This is a genomic window from Epibacterium sp. MM17-32 (assembly GCF_022348205.1).
In the GTDB taxonomy this organism is placed as follows: domain Bacteria; phylum Pseudomonadota; class Alphaproteobacteria; order Rhodobacterales; family Rhodobacteraceae; genus Epibacterium.
In genome coordinates this window covers 218,326-242,611 of the sequence record NZ_JAKRFC010000001.1, presented here as the reverse complement: position 1 = coordinate 242,611, position 24,286 = coordinate 218,326, and the positions used below count along the sequence as shown (strand labels likewise).

25 protein-coding genes are annotated in these 24,286 nt (G+C 62.0%); 6 read left to right on the top strand and 19 right to left on the bottom strand.

Annotation, left to right across the window (positions count from 1 at the left end; genetic code table 11):
- Window positions 1–29 precede the first annotated feature (29 nt).
- Window positions 30–644 carry a class I SAM-dependent methyltransferase gene (locus MHM88_RS01140; RefSeq protein ID WP_168593872.1) on the top strand — a complete coding sequence of 205 codons (615 nt, stop codon included), beginning with the start codon at window positions 30–32 and terminating at the stop codon, window positions 642–644.
- Complete coding sequence (gene gluQRS / locus MHM88_RS01135; protein ID WP_239359170.1) at window positions 641–1,489, top strand: tRNA glutamyl-Q(34) synthetase GluQRS; 849 nt, start codon at window positions 641–643, stop codon at window positions 1,487–1,489. Before MHM88_RS01140 ends, gluQRS begins: the two co-directional genes overlap by 4 nt.
- Window positions 1,490–1,502: 13 nt before the next feature.
- Here the strand turns inward: gluQRS and hisI are convergent, their stop codons facing one another.
- Entirely contained in the window at window positions 1,503–1,892 is a 390-nt protein-coding gene (gene hisI / locus MHM88_RS01130) for a phosphoribosyl-AMP cyclohydrolase (RefSeq protein WP_239359168.1), read from the bottom strand.
- Between the two features lie 59 nt (window positions 1,893–1,951).
- Here hisI and MHM88_RS01125 point away from each other — a divergent pair, with 59 nt between their 5' ends.
- Complete coding sequence (locus MHM88_RS01125) at window positions 1,952–2,404, top strand: iron-sulfur cluster assembly scaffold protein (protein WP_239321592.1); 453 nt, start codon at window positions 1,952–1,954, stop codon at window positions 2,402–2,404.
- 244 nt (window positions 2,405–2,648) lie between these two features.
- Here MHM88_RS01125 and MHM88_RS23080 read toward each other — a convergent pair whose 3' ends face one another.
- The 5 genes from MHM88_RS23080 to MHM88_RS01105 all read right to left on the bottom strand — a co-directional run bounded on the left by MHM88_RS23080 (window position 2,649) and on the right by MHM88_RS01105 (window position 8,535).
- Window positions 2,649–2,771 carry a hypothetical protein gene (locus MHM88_RS23080; protein ID WP_255729556.1) on the bottom strand — a complete coding sequence of 41 codons (123 nt, stop codon included), beginning with the start codon at window positions 2,769–2,771 and terminating at the stop codon, window positions 2,649–2,651.
- Between the two features lie 146 nt (window positions 2,772–2,917).
- On the bottom strand, window positions 2,918–5,008 hold the full coding sequence (recG, locus tag MHM88_RS01120) for an ATP-dependent DNA helicase RecG (RefSeq protein WP_239359162.1): 2,091 nt from the start codon (window positions 5,006–5,008) through the stop codon (window positions 2,918–2,920).
- A gap of 7 nt (window positions 5,009–5,015) precedes the next feature.
- Complete coding sequence (ligA, locus tag MHM88_RS01115) at window positions 5,016–7,235, bottom strand: NAD-dependent DNA ligase LigA (RefSeq protein ID WP_239359782.1); 2,220 nt, start codon at window positions 7,233–7,235, stop codon at window positions 5,016–5,018.
- A 176-nt stretch (window positions 7,236–7,411) separates the two neighbouring features.
- Window positions 7,412–8,131, bottom strand: a complete 720-nt coding sequence (gene ctrA, locus MHM88_RS01110) for a response regulator transcription factor CtrA (protein WP_011538736.1) — start codon at window positions 8,129–8,131, stop codon at window positions 7,412–7,414.
- A gap of 125 nt (window positions 8,132–8,256) precedes the next feature.
- Window positions 8,257–8,535 (bottom strand): DUF1153 domain-containing protein, encoded by a 279-nt coding sequence (locus tag MHM88_RS01105; protein ID WP_005611705.1) that lies wholly within the window; start codon window positions 8,533–8,535, stop codon window positions 8,257–8,259.
- 157 nt (window positions 8,536–8,692) lie between these two features.
- Here MHM88_RS01105 and mnmA point away from each other — a divergent pair, with 157 nt between their 5' ends.
- A complete protein-coding gene (mnmA, locus tag MHM88_RS01100) occupies window positions 8,693–9,838 on the top strand; it encodes a tRNA 2-thiouridine(34) synthase MnmA (protein WP_065329346.1) in 1,146 nt (381 codons plus the stop codon).
- A 54-nt stretch (window positions 9,839–9,892) separates the two neighbouring features.
- Here the strand turns inward: mnmA and lpxB are convergent, their stop codons facing one another.
- The 13 genes from lpxB to pyrH form a co-directional block, all read right to left on the bottom strand.
- Window positions 9,893–11,059 carry a lipid-A-disaccharide synthase gene (gene lpxB, locus MHM88_RS01095; RefSeq protein ID WP_239359155.1) on the bottom strand — a complete coding sequence of 389 codons (1,167 nt, stop codon included), beginning with the start codon at window positions 11,057–11,059 and terminating at the stop codon, window positions 9,893–9,895.
- Window positions 11,060–11,063: 4 nt separating this feature from the next.
- Window positions 11,064–11,852 carry an LpxI family protein gene (locus MHM88_RS01090; protein WP_239321600.1) on the bottom strand — a complete coding sequence of 263 codons (789 nt, stop codon included), beginning with the start codon at window positions 11,850–11,852 and terminating at the stop codon, window positions 11,064–11,066.
- Between the two features lie 13 nt (window positions 11,853–11,865).
- On the bottom strand, window positions 11,866–12,651 hold the full coding sequence (lpxA, locus tag MHM88_RS01085) for an acyl-ACP--UDP-N-acetylglucosamine O-acyltransferase (protein ID WP_239359153.1): 786 nt from the start codon (window positions 12,649–12,651) through the stop codon (window positions 11,866–11,868).
- Window positions 12,651–13,133 (bottom strand): 3-hydroxyacyl-ACP dehydratase FabZ, encoded by a 483-nt coding sequence (fabZ, locus tag MHM88_RS01080; protein WP_005617880.1) that lies wholly within the window; start codon window positions 13,131–13,133, stop codon window positions 12,651–12,653. The genes lpxA and fabZ overlap by 1 nt, the downstream gene beginning before the upstream one ends.
- A gap of 61 nt (window positions 13,134–13,194) precedes the next feature.
- Window positions 13,195–13,776, bottom strand: coding sequence for an OmpH family outer membrane protein (locus MHM88_RS01075; RefSeq protein ID WP_239359151.1), 582 nt, complete (start codon window positions 13,774–13,776; stop codon window positions 13,195–13,197).
- A gap of 50 nt (window positions 13,777–13,826) precedes the next feature.
- Complete coding sequence (gene bamA, locus MHM88_RS01070) at window positions 13,827–16,172, bottom strand: outer membrane protein assembly factor BamA (RefSeq protein WP_239359149.1); 2,346 nt, start codon at window positions 16,170–16,172, stop codon at window positions 13,827–13,829.
- Window positions 16,173–16,395: 223 nt separating this feature from the next.
- The gene (locus MHM88_RS23075; protein WP_255734070.1) at window positions 16,396–16,524 is read right to left on the bottom strand and encodes a hypothetical protein; all 129 of its coding nucleotides are present in this window, start codon (window positions 16,522–16,524) and stop codon (window positions 16,396–16,398) included.
- Window positions 16,525–16,655: 131 nt separating this feature from the next.
- A complete protein-coding gene (gene rseP / locus MHM88_RS01065; RefSeq protein ID WP_239359146.1) occupies window positions 16,656–18,008 on the bottom strand; it encodes an RIP metalloprotease RseP in 1,353 nt (450 codons plus the stop codon).
- 4 nt (window positions 18,009–18,012) lie between these two features.
- Window positions 18,013–19,185 (bottom strand): 1-deoxy-D-xylulose-5-phosphate reductoisomerase, encoded by a 1,173-nt coding sequence (gene dxr / locus MHM88_RS01060; protein ID WP_239359139.1) that lies wholly within the window; start codon window positions 19,183–19,185, stop codon window positions 18,013–18,015.
- 37 nt (window positions 19,186–19,222) lie between these two features.
- Window positions 19,223–20,017 carry a phosphatidate cytidylyltransferase gene (locus MHM88_RS01055; RefSeq protein ID WP_239359138.1) on the bottom strand — a complete coding sequence of 265 codons (795 nt, stop codon included), beginning with the start codon at window positions 20,015–20,017 and terminating at the stop codon, window positions 19,223–19,225.
- Complete coding sequence (locus MHM88_RS01050; RefSeq protein WP_255734068.1) at window positions 20,014–20,778, bottom strand: isoprenyl transferase; 765 nt, start codon at window positions 20,776–20,778, stop codon at window positions 20,014–20,016. Before MHM88_RS01050 ends, MHM88_RS01055 begins: the two co-directional genes overlap by 4 nt.
- A 9-nt stretch (window positions 20,779–20,787) precedes the next feature.
- Complete coding sequence (gene frr, locus MHM88_RS01045; RefSeq protein ID WP_239321613.1) at window positions 20,788–21,351, bottom strand: ribosome recycling factor; 564 nt, start codon at window positions 21,349–21,351, stop codon at window positions 20,788–20,790.
- A gap of 189 nt (window positions 21,352–21,540) precedes the next feature.
- Window positions 21,541–22,290: a UMP kinase gene (gene pyrH / locus MHM88_RS01040; RefSeq protein WP_239321615.1), complete on the bottom strand. Its 750-nt coding sequence runs from the start codon at window positions 22,288–22,290 to the stop codon at window positions 21,541–21,543.
- 153 nt (window positions 22,291–22,443) lie between these two features.
- Here pyrH and miaA point away from each other — a divergent pair, with 153 nt between their 5' ends.
- Window positions 22,444–23,307: a tRNA (adenosine(37)-N6)-dimethylallyltransferase MiaA gene (gene miaA, locus MHM88_RS01035; protein ID WP_239359780.1), complete on the top strand. Its 864-nt coding sequence runs from the start codon at window positions 22,444–22,446 to the stop codon at window positions 23,305–23,307.
- 132 nt (window positions 23,308–23,439) lie between these two features.
- On the top strand, window positions 23,440–24,270 hold the full coding sequence (locus MHM88_RS01030) for a helix-turn-helix domain-containing protein (RefSeq protein ID WP_239321617.1): 831 nt from the start codon (window positions 23,440–23,442) through the stop codon (window positions 24,268–24,270).
- Window positions 24,271–24,286 lie beyond the last annotated feature (16 nt).

The window sequence follows — 24,286 nt, the reverse complement described above, 5'->3', positions numbered from 1 at the left end:
GCGCATGATCCCGGCTCTAGACTGGGATCATGACTGAAAAGTTCCTCGAAAAGGTCTACGGTCTCAATACAGTTGAAGAGACTGTCGACCATTACAATCGCTGGGCAGCCAGCTATGATGCGGAAATCGCTGAAAATAATTATGCGACTCCCGGCCGGATAGCCGATGCTCTCTGGTCCGTGCTGCCCGATGCCACGGCGCCTTTGCTGGACTTTGGCTGCGGGACCGGACTCTCCGGGATTGCGCTGCGCCGGGTTGGATATGAAACCATAGATGGCGTTGATCCCTCGCAGGAAATGCTGAACGTCGCCCGCAGCAAGGGTGCCCACAGGAACCTGACGCAGATCGATCCCGACAGCAGCACGCCGTTCAAATCAGGTGTTTACAAAGCCGTTATCGCCTGTGGCGTGCTTGGTACCGGGGCGGCACCGGCCTCCGTTTTTGGGCATTTAATGCATGGTCTGAACCGGGGCGATCTGCTGGCGTTTTCTCTGAACGATCATGCGCTTGCCGATCCCAGCTACATCGGTGCGATGAATGAATGGCTTGATTGCGGGGCGGCCCGGTTGCTATTCAAGGAAAATGGCCCGCACCTACCGGGCCTCAACTTGAACGCTGACGTCTATGTGATTGAAAAAGTGTGACCTTCACCACTCGTTTTGCCCCGTCGCCGACGGGGCCGCTGCATCTCGGACATGCCTATTCCGCGCTGCTCGCGTCCGATATGGCCAAACAGCAGAACGGTCAGTTCCTGCTGCGTATTGAGGATATCGACCAGTCCCGCGCCCGGGCCTCTTGGGAGGCGCAGATCTATGAGGATCTGACGTGGCTGGGCCTGACATGGCCCACACCCGTTATGCGCCAATCAGATCGCCTGCACCGATACCGTGCGGCGTTGGAACGGCTCAATGCGCGTGGCCTGACCTATCCATGCCGTTGTAATCGCTCTGATATCGAAGCGGCAGCCGGTGCCCCGCAGGAAGGCGTCCCGCAGTTCGGCCCCGATGGGAGGATCTATCCCGGAACCTGTCGCCAGCGCAGCATGGTGGAGGCTGGCCCGGATGATGTGATCCGCCTCAATATGGCGGCCGCGCTGGAGCAGCTCCCCCAACTGGCGTTTTTTGAGACATCGCAGGACCTTGGCGGATGTATTTCACTCGAACGGGACCACTTGCTCCAGGCAGTGGGCGACATCATTCTCGTGCGCCGCAATATGGGCAGCTCTTATCACCTGTCCGTGGTAGTGGATGATGCAGATCAGGGGATCACCGATGTGGTTCGCGGAGCAGATCTGTTTGAGAGCACGCAAATCCATGTGGTGTTGCAAGCCCTCCTAGACCTGCCCGTGCCGCGCTATCATCACCACCGACTGATCCGCGATCCGCAGGGCAAGCGCCTCGCCAAGCGGGATGACGCCCGCGCGATTGCGAAATATCGTGCCGACGGCGCCAGTCCGCAAGACATCAGAGCGCTTGTCGGACTGGGCTAGGTTCCCCGATAAATCAGGACATTGGCGTCATGATCTCAACTTCGTTCCCATCGCGCACTGCGGTGTAGAAACAGCTGCGTCGATTGGTGTGGCAAGCAGGACCGGTTTGCCGCACCATCGCCAGCAACGCATCCCGATCACAGTCCACCCGCAGCTCCACCAACTCCTGAACGTGGCCGGAGCTTTCGCCCTTGATCCAGAACGACTGGCGCGAGCGCGACCAATAGGTCACGCGCCCGGTCTCGAGTGTCTTGGCAACGCTTTCCGTATTCATCCAGGCCATCATCAGGATTTCGCCGCTTTCCACGTCCTGCGCGATACAGGGCACCAGCCCCGCCTCATTGTAAGTCAACGTTTCAGGCGAAAATTTCACCGGATCTTGCATGTCAAAAACCTTTTGCATCTCGGGGGCGCGCCCCTATGTATGGGGAACACGGCCTTAGGGAAACCCAGGAAATCTACATGTCCGGCGAAACCGATCTGATCAAGCTATACTCCACCAAGATCCTCGCGCTGGCGGCGGATATTCCGCATCAGGGGTCGCTGGACGCGCCGGATGCAACGGTCAAGCGGCGCTCGCCGCTGTGCGGGTCAACTGTAACGGTGGATGTGGCGCTGGAGGATGGCAAGGTCGCGCGGTTTGCGCAGGACGTCAAAGCTTGTGCGCTCGGCCAGGCCTCAGCCGCGGTTGTCGGCGCGGCGATCATCGGGCGCAGTACGGGTGAGGTTGAAACGGCGCGCGATCAGCTCAAGGCGATGCTGACCGAAGGCGGCCCTGCCCCGGACGCCCCATTTGACGGTCTCGAAGTGTTGACGCCGGCCCGAGAATTTAAGAACCGGCACGCGTCAATTATGCTGGCCTTAGAGGCCACGCTGGAGGCGATGCAAACCGCACAAAAGGCCGACTGCGCCTAACCTGCCGCGACGCCATCCTCTCCCAAACGGCCATATATAAGAAAAAACCGCCGCACATCCGGGCAGATGGCGGCGGTAAGTCAAAGCACTGTCATGCGGGACCCGGGAGACACCAAACACCGGAGGGAAAACTCTGGTGCGGATCGAACAGGCAATCGATCCTTACGGGACTTGAGGCTGGTGTCCCCGGCATGACAGCACAAAGGAAACTGTGAACGGGTTACAAAAGGCGTGAAGACGTCGCTTAGATCAGGCCCGGCAGATGCAGTCCGACGATCAGCATGACAACCAGAGACGCCGCGCCCAGAGCATCCTGCAACAGGGTGGACTGTGAATTGCGCAGTGCGGATTTGAATTGCGTGACCATCTGAAAACCTCCTCGATCTCTGTCCTGCGTTCGCGACGCCTTGTTGTCCTTTTGTTCTCATTTTGCGCGAGTCGTGTAAAGAACTTTTTGGGAACATTTGCGAACAAAGTGGAACAAAGATGAGAGCACATTCCCGGAGGAACGGATTATCCCACTGAAATCAATCGGATAGCCTCGTCCTGACGCAACAGCCACAACAGCGTGCGCGCCGCGCGCCCCCGGTCGCTGGTCAGATCCGGATCAGAGGTCATCAGGGCACGTGCGTCGCTCTGGGCGATTGCCATCAGATCAGCCTGCCGTTCCAGATCCGCGATCCGGAAACGCGGCAGGCCGGATTGGGCGGTGCCGATCACATCACCCGCGCCACGCATTTGCAGGTCGGTTTCGGCAATGACAAAACCATCCTCGCTTTCGCGCAGCACCTCAAGCCGCCTACGCCCGCCCTCGGTGAGCGGTGGCTGATACATCAGCAGACAGGTGGATTGGGCCGTGCCGCGCCCGACACGCCCGCGCAGCTGGTGCAATTGCGCCAGTCCAAAGATCTCGGCGCGCTCGATCACCATGATGGAGGCATTGGGCACATTGACCCCCACCTCGATCACCGTCGTTGCGACCAGAACCCGGGTACGCCCTTCCTGAAAAGCGGCCATGGCGGCGTCTTTTTCTGCGGGGGGCATCTGACCATGCACCAGCCCGACCACATCATCGCCCAGCACCGCCCGCAGGTGTTTGAACCGCTCATCGGCAGCGGTCAGGTCCATGACCTCGGATTCTTCGACCAGCGGACATACCCAGTAACACTGTCGCCCCTCGGCAATGGCACGGCGCAGGTGGTCCACCACCTCGGACATGCGTTCGGTACTGAGGATCGCGGTCTTGATCGGTTTGCGCCCCGGTGGTTTCTCGTCGAGGATCGAGACCTCCATGTCGCCGTATTGGGTCAGCGCCAGCGAGCGCGGGATCGGCGTCGCGGTCATCACCAGGACATCGGCACGCTTGCCCTTTTCGGCCAGCTCCATCCGTTGCCGCACGCCAAAGCGGTGCTGTTCGTCGACAATGACCAAACGCAAATCGTCAAAGACAACATCCTGCTGAAACACCGCGTGGGTGCCGACAAGGATATGAATATCGCCACGTTGCAGCGCCTCGGTCTTGGCGCGCCGGTCTTTTCCCTTGTCACGCCCGGTCAGGATCTCAAGCACCACTCCCGCTTCATCGGCCAAGGGTTTCAACCCCTCAAGGTGTTGACGCGCAAGGATTTCTGTCGGCGCCATCATCACACCCTGGCCACCGGCCTCCACGGCCACCAGCAGCGCCATAAAGGCCACCAGCGTCTTGCCCGCCCCGACATCGCCTTGCAGCAAACGGTTCATACGCCGCCCGGAGGCCATATCGGCGGTGATCTCTTCGATCGCGCGCCCCTGTGCGCCCGTGGGCTTATACGGCAGCGCCGAGAGCACTTTGCTTTGCAGTTTTCCCGTTGCGACAGAGCTGCGTCCCGGCTCTTCACGCTCCACCGAGCGGGCAATGGCCAGCGTCAGTTGATGGGCGAACAACTCATCATAGGCAAGCCGGGCCCGCGCCGGGGCTTCGGGCTCCAGATCGCTCAGATGCCCCGGCGCATGGGCTGTGGCGATGGCCTCGTGCCAATCCGCCCAGCCCCGTTTGGTCTTATAGGATGCATCCATCCATTCGGTGAGTTCGGGCACCCTTTGCAAGGCACTCTGCACCGCCTTGAACATGGTTTTCTGCGTGATGCCGTGGGTCAGGTGATACACCGGTTCGAAATCCGGAATATCGCCCGCCTCCTCCAGCGGCAGCATGTGATCCGGGTGGACCATCTGCGCCATGCCGTCGAACAGTTCCAGCTTGCCCGAAACCACACGGCGGGACCCTTCCGGCAATTGCGCGGTCAGATAGCGGCTCCGCCCGTGGAAAAAGACCAGTTGAAACTCCGTTTCCTGGTCCGTCACATCGATCCGGTAAGCCCCGCCCTTGTTGCGCGCGGGGCGATGTCGCCCGACCGTGATCTCAACCGTCGCCGTGGTGGGCAACTCAAGTCCCCGAATGGTCTCGCGCCGACGCCGATCCACAACGCTGTAGGGGAGCGCGAACAACAGATCCCGCGGTGCCGTGATCTGCAACTGTGCAAAGTGCTCGGCGATTTTCGGCCCGACACCTTGCAAAGTTTCTAATTCCGCAAAAAGCGGGAACAGTTGTTCCGGACGTCCGCTCATGATGCGCTCACGCCTGCCCGATCAAGTCCAGCCATTGATCCTCATCCATGGTATGCACACCAAGCTCTGCTGCTTTGGTCGCCTTGGAGCCTGCCCCCGGACCGGCCACCAGAATATCGGTCTTTTTGGACACCGAACCAGATACCTTCGCACCCAGAGCTTCGGCACGGGCCTTGGCTTCGGCGCGGGTCATTTTCTCCAGCGTGCCGGTAAACACCACGGTTTTGCCCGCAACGGGGCTGTCCTCTGTCGGGGCGTCCGGTTCAATCACCTCCAGATGCGCGATCAGCCGGTCAAAGGCCGCGCGTTCTTCGGGGTTGGCAAAGGCATCGGAAAGCGACAGCGCGACAGTCGGACCCAACCCGTCGACGCTGATCAAATCATCCCAGGCCGCCTGCGCATCGGGGGCAACATCACAGGCGGCAATCGCCGCTTTGCGCACTTCGGAAATCTTAGCGCGGCGTTCTTCAGCCTGAGCGGTCTGCCGTTCCGACAGTTCCGCCTCATCTGCGGCCCGATGCGCCAGCGCTGCTGCGCGTGCCAGATCTGCCGCCTCAGAAAGCGCAGCCCAGGTGCGGAAATGCAGGGCAAGATCTTTTGCGGCCACCTCGCCCACATGGCGAATGCCAAGGCCAAAGATCAGCCGCGCAAACTCGATGCGCCGCTTGTCATCAATAGCCGCAAACAAGGCGGTTGCAGATTTGTCGCCCCAGCCTTCGCGGTTCTTAAGCTGCTGCATCCCGCTGCCATATCTTTCTTTTAATTCAAAGATATCGGCGGGCTCTTTGATCCAACCGTCGCTGTGAAATTGCTCGACCTGCTTGGCGCCCAAGCCTTCGATGTCAAAGGCCGCGCGGGAGACAAAATGTTTGAGTTTCTCGACAGCCTGCGCCGGGCAGATCAACCCGCCGCTGCACCGCCGCACCGCATCGCCCTCCTCACGCACCGCCGGGCTGTTGCAGCGCGGACAATGGGTCGGGAATGCATACACTTCTGCGCCGTCGGGACGCCGGTTCAAATCGACATCGGCAACCTTCGGGATCACATCGCCCGCGCGATAGATCTGCACCCAATCGCCAACACGGATGTCCTTGCCGTCCCGGATTGTCGCCCCCTTGGAGTCGAGGCCCGCGATGTAATCCTCGTTGTGCAACGTAGCGTTGGACACGACCACACCGCCCACCGTCACCGGCTGCAATCGCGCCACCGGGCTGAGCGCCCCGGTGCGACCAACCTGAATGTCGATACCGTCGAGGCGCGTCCAAGCCAGTTCGGCCGGGAATTTATGCGCAATGGCCCAGCGTGGTGTGGTGGAGCGAAAGCCGAGACGCTCCTGAAGCGCAAGGTCGTTTACCTTATAGACCACGCCATCGATGTCATAGCCCAGATCCGCGCGCTGTTCTTCGATGCTGTGATAATGCGTCAGCAATTCCGCAATGGTCTGACAGCAGCGGGTCAGCGGGTTGATCTGAAAGCCGAGGGATTTAAATCTCTCAATCGCGTCAATTTGCGTTTCTGCGAGAGGTTCAGACAGTTCCCCCCAGCTGTAAGCAAAGAATCGCAAAGGTCTGGCGCGGGTGATCTCGGCGTCAAGCTGGCGCAGGGAACCGGCGGCCGCGTTGCGCGGGTTGGCAAAGATCTTGCCGCCGGTTTCCGCGTGACGGGCGTTCAGCGCCTCAAAATCTGCGTGGCTCATATAGACCTCGCCACGCACCTCCAAGACCTCCGGCGCGCCGGTGATCTGCTGCGGGATATCTTCGATGGTGCGGGCATTCTCGGTGACATTTTCACCCACAGCACCGTCCCCCCGCGTCGCCGCCTGCACCAGCGTGCCATTCTCATAGCGTAGGGAGAGCGACAATCCGTCGATCTTGGGTTCTGCCGTAAAGGCAAGCGGGGCGTCGGAGGACAGGCCAAGGTAGCGTCGCAAGCCGGCGGCAAAATCCTCAACATCCTGATCTTCAAACGCATTTCCCAGCGACATCATGCGCACAGAGTGGGCAACCTTGCCAAATCCGGAGGCGGCGGGCGCACCAACGCTCTCGACACGCGTGGCCCCCTCGGCGAGTTCGGGAAAGGCCTCGACCAAGGCCATATAGCGCCGCTTCAGACGGTCATACTCCGCATCCGACAGCGTCGGGGCGTCTTTCTGGTGATAGTCGAGATCCGCGGCCTCGATCTGCGCCTGAAGCGCCTCGAATTCGTCACGCGCGTCGGTCGCATTCATCGACCGGGGATCCTGCTCTGTCATCCTGGCTCCGCCCTTCGGGTATCTGTCTTGCCTTGGTGATAGTGCCCGATATGGAGGAGGTCCAGTGCCAGATCCTAGAGACGAAAAACCCCGCCGGGATGCTCAGCCCGACGGGGTTTTGAAAACCTTCAGGTTTCCGGATTTTTCTGCGTTCAGGCGCCAACCGCCATGCGTGGACCACCGGCCGAGAGATCTTCTTGCGGATCGCGCAGTACGTAGCCGCGGCCCCAGACGGTTTCGATATAGTTCTCGCCATCCGTTGCGGTGCTGAGCTTCTTTCTCAGTTTGCAGATGAACACGTCGATGATCTTCAGTTCCGGTTCATCCATGCCGCCATAGAGGTGGTTCAGGAACATCTCCTTGGTCAGGGTGGTGCCCTTGCGCAGGGAGAGCAGCTCAAGCATCTGGTATTCCTTGCCGGTCAGATGCACGGATTTGCCCTCGACGTCGACGGTCTTGGCATCCAGGTTGACCGAAATCTTGCCGGTCTTGATGATCGACTGGGAATGTCCCTTGGAGCGGCGGATGATCGCGTGAATGCGCGCCACCAGTTCCTCGCGGTGGAACGGCTTGGTCAGATAGTCATCCGCGCCAAAGCCAAAGCCCTTGATCTTGTTCTCGGTGTCATCGGCGCCGGAGAGGATCAGGATCGGGGTCTCAATACGCGACAAACGCAGCTGACGCAGAACCTCATGACCGTTCATATCCGGCAGGCCCAGATCCAGCAGGATCAGGTCATAGTCGTAGAGCTTTGCCAGATCGATGCCCTCTTCGCCGAGGTCCGTGGTGTAAACGTTCAGGTTTGCATGAGTCAGCATCAGCTCGATGCTTTTCGCTGTCGTGGGATCATCCTCGACCAGAAGAATGCGCATATTGGGTCTCCGCCTGTACTCTGTTGTCCTCAGGTTGCGTTAACCTTGCTTGGAAAAGGTTAATGTCCCGTTACCATGTTGGTTAATTTTCCCGGATCGAACAAGTTAACGCGGCGGTTTTTACCTCAGGGATTACGATAATCCTTCAAACGCGTGGTTTTGAGGGCGTCTTCGCCGTGATCGGCCACCGCAGCGACCCAGCTCCGGAACTCTTCTTCACTCAGATTATACAGACGTAGTGCCTCGGTCTGGGGAATCAATCCGTACAAAACCCCGCGCACAACCGCGGCCTTGCGCGATGCCACCCAGCGTTTTGTGGTTTGCGGCGGTAAATCCGCCCGAGTCATGACTGTTCCGTCCGGCAGAGTGACCGCACGGGGGCCATCAACTTTCTTTAAAAACATCGCTATGCCCTTACTAGGATGCGTAATCAGCTTGGTAGAGGCAGAGTGGCGCGCAGGCATTAACGGTAAGTGAAATCGCCCCCTTGAGAATACTTAGCATTTTCCTATATTCTTCGATGCTTTCCCTCTCCTCTTTCGGACCCGCAAGGAGTACGCCATGGCACTGGACAATGAGGCACCAGTGAATTCGCTAGGTTTTGCAAAATCGCCCGCCGAGACGCGCGTCGTCGTTGCCATGTCCGGCGGCGTCGATAGCTCTGTTGTGGCGGCCTATCTGGCGGAACAGGGCTATGATGTGGTCGGTGTGACGCTACAGCTATATGACCACGGGGCGGCGCTGGCCAAAAAGGGCGCCTGCTGCGCCGGCATTGATATTCACGACGCCCGCCGAGTCGCGGAGGAGCGCGGCTTTCCGCATTATGTTCTGGATTATGAGAACATTTTTAAGGATGCCGTGATTGACGAGTTCGCCGACAGCTATCTGGCCGGGGCGACGCCGGTGCCCTGCATCCGCTGCAACGAGCGCGTGAAGTTCAAGGATCTGCTGGAAACCGCCAAGGATCTGGAGGCCGATTGCATGGCAACCGGTCACTATATCCAGCGCAAAATGGGCGAACACGGGCCGGAGCTGCACTCCGCCGAGGATGCCAACCGCGATCAGAGCTATTTCCTGTTCTCCACCACGCCCGAGCAGCTCGATTTCCTGCGCTTTCCGCTGGGCCACCTGCCCTCCAAGGACGCCACGCGCGAGATGGCGGCGCAATACGGCCTGTCGGTTGCGGACAAACCGGACAGCCAGGACATCTGCTTTGTCCCCAATGGCGACTACGCCTCGGTGATCGAGAAACTGCGCCCCGGCGCGGCGGAGCCGGGACAGATCGTGCACGCCGATGGCCGCGTGTTGGGCGAACACAACGGTGTCATTCACTACACCATCGGCCAACGTCGCGGCCTTGGTATCGGCGGGCTGAGCGAGCCGCTCTATGTGGTAAAGCTCGATGTGGACCAAAAGCAGGTGATCGTCGGACCAAAGGACATGCTGGCCACCCGCCGGGTGCCGGTGCGCGAGATCAACTGGCTGGGGGATGAGCCTTTCACCAGCCGCACGGAATGGCATTTGAGCGTCAAGGTGCGCTCCACCCGCCCACCGCGTGATGCGATCATCCGACCGATCTCGGACACCGAGGCGGAGGTGGAACTGTTCTCCGCCGAGGAAGGCATTTCGCCCGGTCAGGCCTGTGTGTTCTATGATCCAAACGGCAGCCGCATCTTTGGCGGTGGCTGGATCTGGAGAGGTCACTAAAACAAGGGAGCCTCCGGGCTCCCTTTTGATTTGTTCAGACCCAGTAGAGTCGCCTCAAACCTGCGGCAATCTTTCAAGGACCGCACGCGCGGCACGCAGGCCGGGGGCATCGCCGCCCTCGCCAACCCGATCCATCGTCAGGCGCATGGCGTCCTGTTGTGCGTCAGGCGCGCTCAGCACCTGATCGAGACGTGCCGCAATATTTTCGGCGGTGCATTCGGGACCAAGGCATTCGGGAACCACGCGGGTTTCGCTCACCAGATTGACCAATGTCACCGTATCAATCAGCGCCATGCGCTTCATGATCTGCCACGTGAGCCAGTTGAACCGATAAGCAATCACCATTGGGGTACGCGCGGCGGCAAGTTCCAAAGACACCGTTCCCGATGCGGCCAAAGCCAGACCCGCAGTGGCAAAGGCTGCACGTTTATGCGCAGCAAACTCAGCGCCCGCATGATCGGCGGGATCAAGCACGATGCAGCCCTCTGGCCAGTCCATGAGTTTTTCACGCACCAAGGGCGCCACATGCGCGGCTGCGGGAACAACGATCCGGTGCTTAGGGTGCTTGGCGTGGAACTCACGCAGGGCTGCGCCGAAGACATCCGCAAGCCGTGCAACCTCGGAACGGCGCGAGCCCGGCAGGGCCAGCAAAACCGGCGCATCGCCCAGATCGAATGCCACACGGAACGCCGCAATCTCAGCCTCTGTCGCCTGGGGGTCCGCCACCACCGGATGGCCGACAAAATCGCACTCCATCCCGGCGGCTTCCATGTAGGGCGGCTCGAACGGCAACAGCGCCAGCACATGGTCGATGACCTTCGCCATCTTTGTCGCGCGCCCCGGACGCCAGGCCCAGACGGAGGGCGCAACATAGTGCACGGTGCGAATATCGCTGGCGTCCTTCACCAGCTTTGCAACGCGCAGGGAAAAATCCGGGCTGTCGATGGTGATCATCACGTCGGGCTGCATGGCCACCACCGCATCGGCGGTTTCCTGAATGCGGCGCTTGAGGTCGAAATACTTTGGCAGAACCTCGGCGATCCCCATGACGGAGAGTTCCTCCATCGGGAATTGCGAGCGAAGCCCCTCGGCCTGCATCAGGCTGCCGCCGACGCCTTCAAAGGACACAGCAGGAGACAGCTCCTTGAGACCGCGCATCAATGCGGCACCCAGCCGGTCGCCCGAAGGCTCACCAGCGAGGATAAACACCCGAAGGCTCATGGGATCAGGCCTGACGCAGCCAGAGGAACATGCCCCGGCGGTCGCAAGCGGCGATGACCTCTTCACGGTCCAGAACGATCACGCCCTCGGCCTCGAGGACAATGCCGTTCAGCCCGGCCATGGCCGCACCTTCGACGGTGGCCGGGCCGATGGTCGGCAGATCCGCGCGCCGGTCCTGTCCGGCCTTCGGGGCCTTGTAGAACAGACCACCCTGCCCGTCCGGACGATTGGCGAGGCTCGCGAGCATCCAATCCGTGCCAAACAGGGTCTCGATCGCAATCGCCTGACCGGACCGCACAGCACAGGCCTGCCCGATGTCGGCGGCACTCAGGCCAAAGGCGATGACAGCGGCGCGTTCGGCATCGGCCTTGTCGATCTCGCCCGGCTGCACCTTGGTCGGGACGCCCTCATCCATCAAGAGATCCGGCGCGATCTCATGGGCGGCCTTCACCGCAAATCCGCTCTGTTCGAGAATGCCGATCACCGCCCGCAGTGCCCCGTCGTCGCCTGCGGCAATCGCCGCCTGCAACACCGGCACCAGCGGCAACGTGGCGGCATCAATCGCGCCCGGGTCAATCTGGGGTCGCGTCACCGCGCCCGCCAGGCAGACCTCGGTCGCGCCCCGGGATTTCAGCTCTTCCAGAAAGCTGCCCAATTGTTCGAGGCGGAAGGTGATGTCGGCCTCGACGGTGTCCGGTTCGGACCCGGCCATGGCGCATACCATGGGGCGCTCCGGCAGCCGCGCAATCAATTCGGCGGGCAAGGCCCCGCGTCCGGCAATCAGTGCAATCATGTCGGGACCTTTCTCAGCCGCCGGGGGTCAGGAAATGGCGGTCGCTCTGACCGGTGATAAAGGCGACGATTTCCTGCACATATGCGCTGTCGTTCTCGTCTCCCAATCGGCGGGCGCGTTCGGAAAACGTGCCCTCGCCCTGCGCCAGCATCTGAAACGCCGCCCGAAGCGCGGTGATATCGGCGCGGCTGACACCACGCCGCTTGAGCCCGACGAGGTTCAGCCCGTCCAGTTCCCCGCGCGAGGCCTGCACCAGACCGTAGGGAATGACGTCGTTGGTCACCATGGTGACGGCGCCGATAATGGCACCACGTCCAATGCGCACGAACTGATGGATGCCGGACAGACCGCCAATGATGACATCATCCTCGAGAATGCAGTGACCGGCGACGGCGGCAGAGTTCACCACGATCACCCGATCCCCGATCTGTGCATCATGCGCGATGTGGCAGCCCGCCATGAACAGGCCATCGTCGCCGATGCGCGTCACACCGCCGCCCCCATCGGTGCCCGCATTCACGGTCACATGTTCGCGGATACGATTGCGCTTGCCGATGACGGTACGGCACTTCTCGCCCTTGAATTTCAGATCCTGCGGGATTTCCCCCAGCACGGAGAAGGAAAACACCACCGTGTCCTCGCCGATCTCGGTGTCGCCGGTGACAACCACGTGGGATTTCAGCACCACCCGGTCGCCCAGAACCACCTCAGCGCCGACGATGCAGAACGGGCCGATCTCGCAGCCTTCGCCGATTTTGGCGCCATCCTCGATAATGGCGCTGGGGTGAATGGTGCTCATCAGCCGTCCTTTCCGTCCCGGTCGATCATCGCGGTGAACTCGGCCTCGGCCGCCAGTTCGCCGTCGACCGTGGCCCGACCGGAGAATTTGAAGATCTTGCCGCCGGGCTTGCCGCGCACGGTTTCCACATGCATTTCCAGCACGTCACCGGGCACAACCTTGCGGCGGAATTTGCATTTGTCGATGTTCATGAAATAGATCAGCATATCGGTGCCGATCAGATCCATGCCGACCCCCAGCATCACGCCCGAGGTCTGCGCCATGGCCTCGACGATGGTGACGCCCGGCATGATCGGCGTGCCCGGGAAATGACCCTGAAAATGCGGCTCGTTCATGGTCACGTTCTTGATGCCGCGCGCGGACTGATAGCCGTCGATGTCAACCACCTTGTCCACCAGCAGAAACGGGTAGCGATGCGGCAGGATTTGCTGGATCAGGCCGATGTCGGCGCTCTTGAGGTCGGGATTGGCGTCAGCACTCATGGGTCACGTTCCGTTTGTTATGTTTGGTTTTCCCTACCAAGCCAGCGGGAACGGGGCAAGCTCAGGGCTCGTCCGCCGGGGCCACATCCGCTTCTGCCCCATCCCCCAGAATGGCATCGACACGGGCAATCGCCAGATCGGTCACATCAATTGCCTCGGCGCTCAGCAAAACGGTTGATTGCTCCAGGATCGCCGCCGCACCGGTCTCCGTCATGATCCGTTCCAGGATCGGGATCGAGGTCTGTCGGAATTCGCGGCGGGCCTCTTCGCGGGCGTTGGTGATTTCCAGAAACTTTGCTTCCTGGGTGCGCCGGGTTTCCTGAACCTTCTGATCAAAGGCCTCGGCCAGGGCGCGAAACGCTTCTGGATCGGTGGTGGACCGACGTTCCGCAAGGTCCAGCTCTTCGGCACGCAGCTCGGCTTCGATACGGCGATTTTCGGCCATCAGTACCGCGCTGCGCCCTTCCATCTCCTGCGCCACGCGCTTGCCATAGGCACTTTCGGAAAACAGCCGATCAGAGTGGATCGTCAGCAGCAGGCTGCTCGGCACCCCGAGGTTCTGCTCCGGTGAGAACCCGCCGAGCCCCACTGTGGAGCCGGCGCCCTGCGCCAGCGCGAGGCCACCGCAGGACAGCCAGGCCATCAGCCCGGCCATCCAGAGTTTGTGCAAGGTCGCGGCAGGTCGCAACGGGGTCAGAACCGCGCCTGAATGGTCAGGTCGAAGTTCCGCTCCTTGTCGTAGTCTTCCTTGACCAGCGCCTTGGAGAAGTTGAACCGCAAGGGGCCAAGACCGGTTGTCCAGAGCACCGAGAAGCCGACCACATGGCGGAAGGAGCCATCACGACCGACGACATTGCCGCTGGCGCCCGCATTGGAATCGTCCAGCCCCCAAAGGTTGCCCACGTCATAGAACAGACCACCACGGATCCCCAGTTCTTCGGGCAGGCCCAGCGGGAACTCCGCATCAAACCGCGCCACGGCATAAAGGTTGCCGCCAAGCGCATCGTCATAGGACCCGCCGCTGCCGGTGGCGGACAGATCCCGAGGACCAACACCGCCCGGTTCAAAACCGCGCAGGGTTTCCGACGACAGCAGGAAGCGATCCACGGTGCGGCTGTTGTTGTCACCGAGCCAGCCCAGATAGCCGGTTTCGACCGTGGCCCGCAGGGTGACTTCCTCGTTGAAGACCAGTTTCTGCGCCACGAATTTGCTGGTGGCGCGGATATATTCGTTGTCGCCGCCGAGGCCCGCGTAGTCAAATCCGCCCTGGATCAGGAACCCGGCGGTCGGGTTCAGCCCTGTACGGCGGCTGTCATAGGTGAAGGTCGCCCCCACGGAACTTGTGGTCCGCTTGCCCTCGGCAATATCGGCCCGCAGCACGGGACCGGCCAGCGGATCGCCATTGCTGTCATTGCCCCGGCTTTTCATCTCGTCCAGATCCAGCGCGTAGCGCAGTTGCAGGGACGTTGTGTCGCTGGCGTCAAAGGTGATCGACGGGCGGAAGATAATCGCGGAGGTGTCGTATTGCGAATAGCTGGATTCTGTCTCGCTGAGCCCCAGGTCGATCGCAAACTGAAGATCCCGGCCCAGCAGCTGAGGCTCCACGAACCGCAGGTTGTAGGCTTCTGTATCCTGCGCCGTGGAGATATTGAACGACAGCTTCTGACCCCGGCCGAGGAAGTTGTCCTCGGTGATCCCGATCGCCACACCGATGCCATCATCGACAGAGTAGGAGCCCCCCAGCGTGAACGAGCCGGTTGGCTGTTCCTCGACGTCCACATCGACGATGACTTCGCTTGGGGTGCTGCCCTCGCGCACATCGACCTCGGATTCGGAAAAGAACCCAAGCGCCCGGATGCGCTCGGCGCTGTTGCGGATCTCGCGCTGGTTCAACGGATCGCCTTCGACGATCTTGAACTGACGGCGGATCACCCGGTCGAGCGTGGTGGTATTGCCCTCGATGTCGATGCGCTCGACAAAGATCCGCGGGCCGCGGACCATGGCAAATTCCACGTTCAGCGTGAGATCCCGGTCGTTGCGGGTCACCCGCGGTTCCACCCGCAGGAAATCGATCCCCTGCTTGACCGCCAGCTGTTCCAGCGTGGTGATCGCATTCTCGATCACCAGCGGCGAATAGGTGACGCCCGGTTTGACTCGCAGCTTGCTGCGATACGCGTCGGGATCGGCTTGGGGGAATTCGCTGGTGACGGTGATCTCGCCAAACTCGAACTTCTGCCCTTCGGTCACATCCACCACCAGGAAGGCGGCATCGCGTTCCTTGGTCACCTCGGCGTTGACGCCATTGATGCGGAAATCGACATAGCCGCGCGAGCGGTAGAAATCCGTCAGCACCTGACGGTCGAACTGGATCCGGTCTTCGATCAGCGTATCCCGGTTGATCAACGCCCGCAGGAAGGTCGCCTGTTTGGTTTCCAGCACCCGACGCAGACGCCGGTCGGAGAAGGCGCGGTTGCCGACGAAGGAGACGCGCTCCACCTCGACGGTATCGCCTTCGGAAATTTCGAACACCAGATCGACGCGATTGTCATTGCGGCGAATGATACGTGGGGTGACGCGCGAGGCCAGACGCCCTTGGGCACGGTAGAGATCGGCGATCGCCGCCGCGTCCCGCTCCGCCTGATCGGCGCTGAACACCCGGCGCGGCGAGGACAGCACGACTTCTGAAAGGGCATCGTCCTTCAGACGTTTGTTGCCCTCGAAATTGATCCGGCTGATGGTCGGGTATTCCTCCACCTTGATGACCAGCGTGTTGCCGCGTGGGATCAGTTCCACGCTCTCGAACAGACCGCTGTCGAACACGCCGCGGTAGGCGTCGTTCAAGGCGCCGCCGCTTACCGTCTCGCCCCGCGCCAGCCCGGTATAGGCGACGATGGTCGAGCTTTGAATACGTTGATTGCCTTCGACACGCACATTGGTAAAGCGATAATCCTGGGCCCCGACCGAAAGCGGCGTCAGCCCCAATGCCAGGACCGCGGACAATGCGGTGGATCCAAGAAACCTCTTTGCAGAAATCGACATTTCACACCCCCGGCGTGTCACGCGGGCCTGTGCCCCGCTCTTCCCCCAAGTCATTCGTTTTTTAACCCAACTTTTTAGCAGCTTGAAAAAGGGCGTACCGGGTTTGCCTGCGGTTGTCAAAAACAAGAAAAGCAGCGGCGCAATGCCGCTGCTGTCTCGTTGCAGGGGGGTCACGTCCCTCTGCCTTAAAAATATGGCTGTGGCCGCCGGTTTCTGCGCCTGCTCAGAAGCTCGAGGCGATCCAGGATCCAGTCAGAATCGCCGCCGAAATGGCGCCCAGAAACAGCACTCGATCCACGTTGAGACGAACCAGCAGACTCAACCCCCGATAGGATTGCTCCAGCACTTGCATGATATGCTCCCGATTTTACGAAGACCGGTCAGGACGACCGGCCTTACTCACCCGGGATCTGGTCTACAGGCCGTTTGTGGCGAGAAAGCGGCGCCAATATGGCTCTCCGGCGCCGCCCACCTCTGATTGCATCAGCAAAACAGAATGTCGTTGCTGACGGAGAACAGCATCAGCCCCAGCACCAGCGCCAGGCCCATCATCATCAGCACCTGCATCGCACGGTCGTTGGGCGCCTTGCCGGTCACCGCCTCATAAGCGAAGAACACCAGATGCCCGCCATCCAGCACCGGCACCGGGAACAGGTTCAAGAGGCCAATGCCGGTGGACAGCGCCGCGATCAGCAGAATGAACTCCATCGCGCCCTGGCTTGCCATCGTGCCCGAGACCTCGGCGATCGCCACCGGGCCGGACAGGTTGCAGGTGCTGATCTGGCCGGTGATGATGTGTTTCAGCCCCGAGAGCGATTGCTCGATCATCACCCAGATCTGGGTGGTCGCACGCCCAACCGCGACCAGCGGAGAGATCGACTCGGAGGCCGGTTCAAACGCCAGCCCGCCGGCGATGCCGATCCGCCAATGGGTTGCAAAGCCGCCCTCCGCCGTCGGTTCATCGGTGCGACGGGGCGTCAGCGTCACCTCACGCTCTCCGTCGCGGTTCCAGACGCCGAGCGTCAGGGGCGCGCCGTTGCCGGCCTCGACCTTTTCCTTCAACTGGCCGAAGGTGAAGATCTCATCGCCGTCGACGCTCTGGATCACGTCCCCCTCGCGCAGACCGGCGTCAGAGGCCGCACTGCGCGGCGCAACCCCCGTCACCAGACTGGGGCTCAGATAGGGGCCGCGTACAATGCGTTCCGCCCCGTCACGCAGGACGCGGTACTCCAGCACCGGCTCCACCGGCACCGCCTGCTCAAACGCGCTCCAGGCGGCCTGATCGGTAAAGGCTGGCGTTTCCAGACCGCTGATCGCCTTGATCTCATCCCCGGGGCGCAGGGTCAGGCTTTGATCCGGCAACGGACGAAGCTCTCCCACGGTCAGAGGATCTTTCATCTGGCCTTGCACCAGGATCACCCCGGTGAAGATCACGATCGACAGGATGAAGTTGAAGATCGGCCCCGCTGCAACGGTGGCCGAGCGCGCCCAGAGCGGTGCGCCGTGCATGGTCATGCGCAGCAGTGCCGGGTCCTGTTCGGCTGCCGACAGGCTGCCGGTGTCCTTGCCCGAGGCCGCATCCGCATCCCCGAGAAATTTCACAAACCCGCCAAAGGGAAAAGCAGCGACCTGCCAGCGGGTGCCGCGCTTGTCGACACGGCTGGCCAGCACCGGACCGAATCCAAGCGAGAACACCTCCGGGTGGATGCCGCACCAGCGCCCGACGATGTAGTGACCGTATTCATGCACGGCCACGATGATCGAAAGCAGAACAACAAAACTGCCAACCGTGTAGAGGAACCCGCTCAGCTGCGAGACCAGAGATACTGCGTCCAAAACTCTATCCTGTTCGTTGCGTCACGACCTGATCCGTCGCCTGCCGCGCCAGATCGTCAACTCGGGTGACGTTTTCAAGTGTCATTGCGGCGTCAATAAGGCCCGGATGCGCCTCAAGCGATGCCAACACCTGTTCAGTTATGGTCGCCATGTCGAGAAAGCCAATGCGCCCCGCGATAAAGTGATCGAGCGCCTGCTCCTTGGCCCCGTTGAAGGCCGCACCGCTGAGGCCACCACGCGCCATGACCTCCTGCGCCAGCCGCAGCGCCGGGTAGCGGTCGGGATCGGGCGCGCGAAACTCCAGCTGCCCTGCCGCCGCAAGATCCAGTCGCGGCACCGGCAGCGTCTTGCGCTCCGGCCAGTGCAGCGCATAACCGATCGCATGGCGCATGTCCGGCGCGCCAAGGTGGCTCATCAACGCGCCATCGCGAAACCCCACCAGGGCGTGGACCAGGGATTGCGGATGCACCAGCACCTCGATCTGGCTGGGGTCGACACCAAAGAACTCTCTGGTTTCAATGACTTCCAACGCCTTGTTGAACATGGAGGCACTGTCGATGGTGATCCGCTGCCCCATGTCCCAATTCGGATGCGAGGAGGCCTGCGCCAGGGTCGCGGTCCGCAGGGCCTCCAGCGGCCAATCCCGAAACGCACCACCGGAGGCGGTGATGATGATCCGCTCGACCTCGTCGAGGCGCTCGCCCACAAGCGCTTGAAACACGGCGGAATGTTCACTGTCGACCGGAAGGATGCGGGCACCGTGGCGCTCTGCGGTCTGCATCAGAAGCGCCCCGGCACAGACCAGCGATTCCTTGTTGGCGAGCGCCAGGGTGGTCCCCTGCTCCAGCGCCTTGAGGCCCGGGGCAAGCCCGGCCGCCCCGACGATGGCCGACATGATCCAGTCCGCCGGTCGGCTGGCAGCCTCCAGCAGCGCCTCGGCGCCGGCGGCGGCTTCGACCGTGCTTCCCGCAAGGGCCGCGCGCAACTCCGGCAGGCGCGCATCATGGGCGGTGACGGCGATCTCCGCGCGCAGCTCAATGGCGTCCTGCGCCAGTTGCGCGATATTGTGCCCCCCGGTCAGCGCCACCACGTCATAGGCATCCGGCTGGCGGCGGATCAGGTCGATGGTGTTCTGCCCGATGGAGCCGGTGGCCCCGAATATGGAAATCTTTCTCATCGCCGATCATTCCTCATCCGCGTCGCAGGCGATCCTGTCAGGACAGGACCATCGCAACCACGAAACACAGCGCCCCGGCTCCCAGCATCCCGTCAAAGCGGTCGAACACGCCGCCATGGCCCGGGATCAACTGGCTGGAGTCCTTGGCGCCCAGGTACCGCTTCAATGCGCTTTCGGCGATGTCACCCGCCTGGCTGGCCATGGAGACCACCACCGACAGAGGGATGACGCTGGCGGGCAGCCCGCCGAGCCAGACAAACAGCACTCCGGTCGCCGCCGCGGCCACCCAGCCACCAGCGGTGCCGGACCAGGTTTTCTTGGGGCTGACAGCCGGCCAGAACTTCGGCCCGCCAAAATGCTTGCCCGCAAAATAGCCCGCCACATCGGTCGCAACCACCACCAGGATCAGCCAGAGCATCCAGCCAAAGCCATAGGCGTCACGCAGCCAGATCAGCCCGAAGCCCCCCAGCAGCGCCCAGCCCGCAATCATAAGAAAATAGCGGCGCCGCGACTGCAGTACCCAAGCCCCGGCCGCCAGCGGCACCGCCAGCACCAGCGGCATCAGCAGCAGGGGCAACATCGCGGCCAACAGTATTGCAAGCGCCGCCAACAGGCCGCAACCTAGGGCTGGCAGGCTCAGGTCGGCGCGGTACATGCGCAGCAGCTCCCAGAACACTGCCCCAAGGCATGCCGCTACAAACACGAGGAGGGCGACCCCGCCGATCGCCAGAGACCCGCCCCCGAGACCCAGCAGCACCGCAGCTGACAGGCTCCGGGTCCGTAAGTCGGCCCAACGGCCCGGCGTCTGCGCAAAAGGGGATCGGGCGCTCATGTCTTCACCGCGCCAAACCGCCGGTCCCGGCGCCCATAGCTGCGACACAGGCGCGCCAGTTCCTCGGCGGTGAAATCCGGCCAGAGCGTATCGATGAACTCGTATTCGGCATAGGCCGACTGCCAGAGCAGGAAATTCGAAATCCGCGCCTCGCCCGAGGTCCGGATCACCAGATCCGGATCAGGCAACACATGGGTGTCGAGGTAGCGCGGCAGCGTTTCCTCGTCGACGTTTTCCGGGTCAAGCTTGCCATCGGCAACATCCTGGGCCAGCCGCTTGGTGGCGCGGGCGACCTCGTCGCGACCGCCGTAATTGAGCGCGATGGTCAGATGCGTGCCGTCATTGGTCTCGGTTTCACGCTCCAGCGCATCCATCAGCTGGATCAGTTTCCGATCCAGCCGCACCCGGTCGCCGATAAAGCGCACACGCACGTTCTTGGCCGCAAGCGCCTTCATTTCCTTGGAGATATAGCGCCGGAACAAGCTCATCAGACCGGCGACCTCGACCTGGGTGCGTTTCCAGTTCTCGGTCGAAAAGGCAAATATCGTCAGGTATTTGACCCCGAGGTCCGGACAGCATTCCACCACCTCGCGCACCCGGCGGGCACCGGCGTGATGGCCAAACAGCCGCGGTCGCCCACGTGCCTGCGCCCAACGGCCATTGCCATCCATGATAATGGCAATGTGACGGGGCCCGTCACCAGAGCCATCCGGGTCCGCTGCGTCTACGGCCGGTGTGCCGCTGTCCGTCCCAAAGGCCATAAGCGCGGATCAGACCTGCATGATTTCGGCTTGCTTAGTCTCAAGCGCATCATCGACGGATTTGATCATCTTGTCGGTCAGTTCCTGGACCTCGGTCTCCCAGAACTTCTGGTCGTCCTCGGACATGCCGTCGGCCTTGGCCTTCTTGATCTGGTCCATGCCGTCGCGGCGCACGTTGCGGATCGAGACCCGGGCGTGTTCGGCGTATTGGCCCGCGACCTTGCCCAACTCGCGGCGGCGCTCTTCGTTCAGCTCAGGGATCGGCAGCATGATGATGGTGCCGTTGAGCTGCGGGTTGATGCCAAGACCCGACTCGCGGATCGCTTTCTCCACCTTACCCACGAGGGATTTGTCCCAGACATTGATGGTGACCATGCGCGGTTCCGGCACGTTCACGGTGCCGACCTGGTTGATCGGTGTCATCGAGCCGTAGGCGTCGACCATCACCGGCTCCAGCATCGAGGCGGAGGCGCGACCGGTCCGCAACGACGCAAATTCGGTCTTCAGGTTCGCCATCGCACCATCCATGCGGCGTTTCAGGTCATCGGTGTCCAGTTCGAAATCATCAGACATGCTGCTCTCCCCTTGCTTGAGGCGGTCTTGAGGACGGCTCTTACGCCATCAGGTATCTCTTGTATAGCGATCTCGGCGGACAAACACCCGCGAAACCTTCGGAACGTGGTGAAATTCCACGCAAAACAGGCGCCGGACTGGCGACGGCGCGAGGCGCCGTTCACCCTGGCCCAGTCAGCCGTGACCCTGTCAGCCGTGCACCTTGGTATAGGTGCCCTCGCCCGCCAGGACGCCCCGGAACCCGCCGGGTTCATCAAGGCCAAAGACAATCAGGGGCAGATTGTTGTCGCGCGCCAGCGCGATGGCAGAGGCATCCATGACCTTGAGACGTTTCGCCAGAACATCGTCGTAGCTGACGCTGTCATACCGCTTGGCATCATCGTTGGTCTTGGGGTCTTTGTCATAGACACCATCGACGCCGTTCTTGCCCATGAAGATCGCTTCGCAGTTCATTTCATTGGCCCGCAGCGTAGCGGCGGTGTCGGTGGTGAAATAGGGATTGCCGGTGCCGGCAGCAAAAATGCAGACCCGCTTTTTCTCCAGGTGACGCACCGCGCGGCGGCGGATATAGGGCTCTGCCACCTCATCCATGCGGATGGCGGAAATCACCCGTGTGAACACGCCCAGATCCTCGAGCGCGGATTGCATCCCCAGCGCGTTCATGACGGTGGCCAGCATCCCCATGTAGTCCGCCGTTGTGCGCTCCATCCCCTGGGCGGAACCGGACAGCCCGCGAAAGATGTTGCCGCCGCCGATCACCATGCAGATCTCGACGCCAAGGTCGTGCACCGATTTCACCTCTTCGGCGATTCTGCGCACGGTTGGCGGGTGCAGGCCGAACCCCTGCGTTCCCATCAGGGCCTCGCCGGAAATCTTCAGCATCACACGGTTATAGCTGGCGGCCGTCGAGACGTCCGGCTGGTCAGGGGTTTCGGGCATGTTGCGCTCCGCAATATGTCGGGGTTAAATCTCGCGGCAAAATGGAGCAAAAGCCGCCGAGGATCAATCCGGGCTGCCGGATAATTGCCGATCTTCTTCGGGCTCTCCCTCTGACATGGATGCGTTCCCCGAGGCGCACAGCGGAAAACATTGATAGATTTGACAAATATCCCCGCCGACCGTCCTGTGCTGATCGCCGGCCCGACAGCCTCCGGCAAATCGGAGCTGGCGCTGCGCATCGCCGAACGGGATGGCGGCGTCATCGTGAACGCCGATGCAAGCCAGGTCTACGCGTGCTGGCGGGTGGTCACGGCCCGTCCCACCGCAGAGGACGAATCCCGTGCGCCGCATCGGCTTTATGGTCATCTGAGCCATGATGCACCCTATTCCGCCGGACACTGGCTGCGCGAGGTCGCACCGCTGCTGACCGGGCCCGAGCGGCCCATTATCGTCGGCGGCACCGGGCTCTATTTCCTGGCGCTGACCGAAGGCATGGCAGAAATCCCCGCCACACCGGCCCCGGTCCGTGCCGAAGCCGACCTGATGTCGCTGGAGGCCCTGTCCGCAGAGCTGGATGCAGAGACATGTGCCCGTATAGACATGCAAAATCGCGCGCGCGTGCAACGGGCCTGGGAGGTGTTGCGGGCCACCGGACGACCGCTGGCGCAATGGCAGGATGACACCCCGCCCCCGTTGCTGCCTCCCGAGGCCTGTACCGCGTTGGTGGTCGAGGCGGAGCGCGACTGGCTGGAGGCGCGTATCCGGCACCGGTTTTCGCGAATGATGGCGGCGGGGGCCCTGGAGGAAGCCCGCGCCATGCAGAGCCGGTACGATCCCGCGCTGCCCTCCTGCAAGGCGATCGGGGTGCCGGAACTGATGGCCCATCTGCGCGGCGAACTCACGGTCGAGGAAACCGCGGAACGGGCCTCCATCGCCACCCGTCAATATGCCAAACGACAGCGCACCTGGTTCCGCGCCCGCATGTCGCAATGGTTAAAACTGGTACCGGAACCGTAAAAACGCGGCAAAATCCGCCTCTCTGACAGCGGTTTTTGGCCTTCTGGCGAAAAAGCGGCAAAAAAATTGATCGAATCACGCGCGCGGGTCAAGGTCCGATGCACTTAGGATTGGAACGACCTGAACGCCGCCATGTCATATGCCCCGCCTCTCTCCGGCCCGCTGGACGTCAGCCCGCTGCTGCGGCTCGTGTCCGGCGATTCCTGGCAGGTGGAGCTGGCGCATGAACGAGACTGCCACCTGTTGATCTGGGTCACCCGGGGCCAGGGACGGGCGCTGCTGGATGGGCAGCGTCGCGGTTTTGGCCCTCATACGGTGCTATCGATTCCCGCGCGATCGCTGTTTTCGCTGGAAGTCGGGCGCCAGAGCATCGGGCAGGTGCTGCGCATTGGCGAAACCATGCCCTGCGCCCTGCCCGACCAGCCGATGCAGATGCGGATCGGCGACATGCAGGAACAGGCCCGTCTCAACACATTGTTCGAGGCGACCCAGCGCGAGCAGCAGTTGGGGGACACCCACAGCCCCCGCGCAATCCTCAGCTACGGTGAACTCATCGGCATCCACCTGCAACGCCTCTGGGCAGCAGCGCCCGAGAATGGCAAGGTCAGCGCGGCCCGACGCCTGTCGCGGGCCTTCTGCCAGCGGCTTGCTGCGGATTCCGAGGGCGTCTTCAACATGGCGGGCCACGCGGCGGAACTGGGGGTGACGCCAACGCATCTGACCCGGGTCTGCAAGCAGGAAACCGGCAAGACCGCCGCCGCGCTGCTGACCGAACGCCAGTTGCACGCGGCACGCAGCCTGTTGGTCCGCACCAGCCTGCCGATGCGCGATATTGCCCATTCGCTGGGCTTTGGCAGCGCGGCTTATTTCACCCGTTTCATCACCCAGCACACCGGCGAAACCCCCAGCGCCCTGCGCAAGATGGCACGCGAGTCGGCCCGCCCCGCGGCGCTGGCGTCCTGACATCGGTGCACGCATC

Excerpts from the sequence above, each read along its gene's own strand:
- hisI (WP_239359168.1), bottom strand. The coding sequence starts at position 1,892 with ATGCAAAAGGTTTTTGACATGCAAGATCCGGTGAAATTTTCGCCTGAA.
- ctrA (WP_011538736.1), bottom strand. The coding sequence starts at position 8,131 with ATGCGCATTCTTCTGGTCGAGGATGATCCCACGACAGCGAAAAGCATC.
- MHM88_RS01075 (WP_239359151.1), bottom strand. The coding sequence starts at position 13,776 with ATGGCCTGGCTGTCCTGCGGTGGCCTCGCGCTGGCGCAGGGCGCCGGC.
- lpxB (WP_239359155.1), bottom strand. The coding sequence starts at position 11,059 with ATGAGCCTTCGGGTGTTTATCCTCGCTGGTGAGCCTTCGGGCGACCGG.
- ligA (WP_239359782.1), bottom strand. The coding sequence starts at position 7,235 with ATGAATGCGACCGACGCGCGTGACGAATTCGAGGCGCTTCAGGCGCAG.
- dxr (WP_239359139.1), bottom strand. The coding sequence starts at position 19,185 with ATGAGAAAGATTTCCATATTCGGGGCCACCGGCTCCATCGGGCAGAAC.
- MHM88_RS01090 (WP_239321600.1), bottom strand. The coding sequence starts at position 11,852 with ATGATTGCACTGATTGCCGGACGCGGGGCCTTGCCCGCCGAATTGATT.
- MHM88_RS23080 (WP_255729556.1), bottom strand. The coding sequence starts at position 2,771 with ATGGTCACGCAATTCAAATCCGCACTGCGCAATTCACAGTCCACCCTG.
- frr (WP_239321613.1), bottom strand. The coding sequence starts at position 21,351 with ATGTCTGATGATTTCGAACTGGACACCGATGACCTGAAACGCCGCATG.
- MHM88_RS01125 (WP_239321592.1), top strand. The coding sequence starts at position 1,952 with ATGTCCGGCGAAACCGATCTGATCAAGCTATACTCCACCAAGATCCTC.
- MHM88_RS01030 (WP_239321617.1), top strand. The coding sequence starts at position 23,440 with ATGTCATATGCCCCGCCTCTCTCCGGCCCGCTGGACGTCAGCCCGCTG.
- lpxA (WP_239359153.1), bottom strand. The coding sequence starts at position 12,651 with ATGAGCACCATTCACCCCAGCGCCATTATCGAGGATGGCGCCAAAATC.
- MHM88_RS23075 (WP_255734070.1), bottom strand. The coding sequence starts at position 16,524 with ATGCAAGTGCTGGAGCAATCCTATCGGGGGTTGAGTCTGCTGGTTCGT.
- MHM88_RS01105 (WP_005611705.1), bottom strand. The coding sequence starts at position 8,535 with ATGTTTTTAAAGAAAGTTGATGGCCCCCGTGCGGTCACTCTGCCGGAC.
- mnmA (WP_065329346.1), top strand. The coding sequence starts at position 8,693 with ATGGCACTGGACAATGAGGCACCAGTGAATTCGCTAGGTTTTGCAAAA.
- pyrH (WP_239321615.1), bottom strand. The coding sequence starts at position 22,290 with ATGCCCGAAACCCCTGACCAGCCGGACGTCTCGACGGCCGCCAGCTAT.
- MHM88_RS01055 (WP_239359138.1), bottom strand. The coding sequence starts at position 20,017 with ATGAGCGCCCGATCCCCTTTTGCGCAGACGCCGGGCCGTTGGGCCGAC.
- recG (WP_239359162.1), bottom strand. The coding sequence starts at position 5,008 with ATGAGCGGACGTCCGGAACAACTGTTCCCGCTTTTTGCGGAATTAGAA.
- fabZ (WP_005617880.1), bottom strand. The coding sequence starts at position 13,133 with ATGAGTGCTGACGCCAATCCCGACCTCAAGAGCGCCGACATCGGCCTG.
- MHM88_RS01140 (WP_168593872.1), top strand. The coding sequence starts at position 30 with ATGACTGAAAAGTTCCTCGAAAAGGTCTACGGTCTCAATACAGTTGAA.
- MHM88_RS01050 (WP_255734068.1), bottom strand. The coding sequence starts at position 20,778 with ATGGCCTTTGGGACGGACAGCGGCACACCGGCCGTAGACGCAGCGGAC.
- bamA (WP_239359149.1), bottom strand. The coding sequence starts at position 16,172 with ATGTCGATTTCTGCAAAGAGGTTTCTTGGATCCACCGCATTGTCCGCG.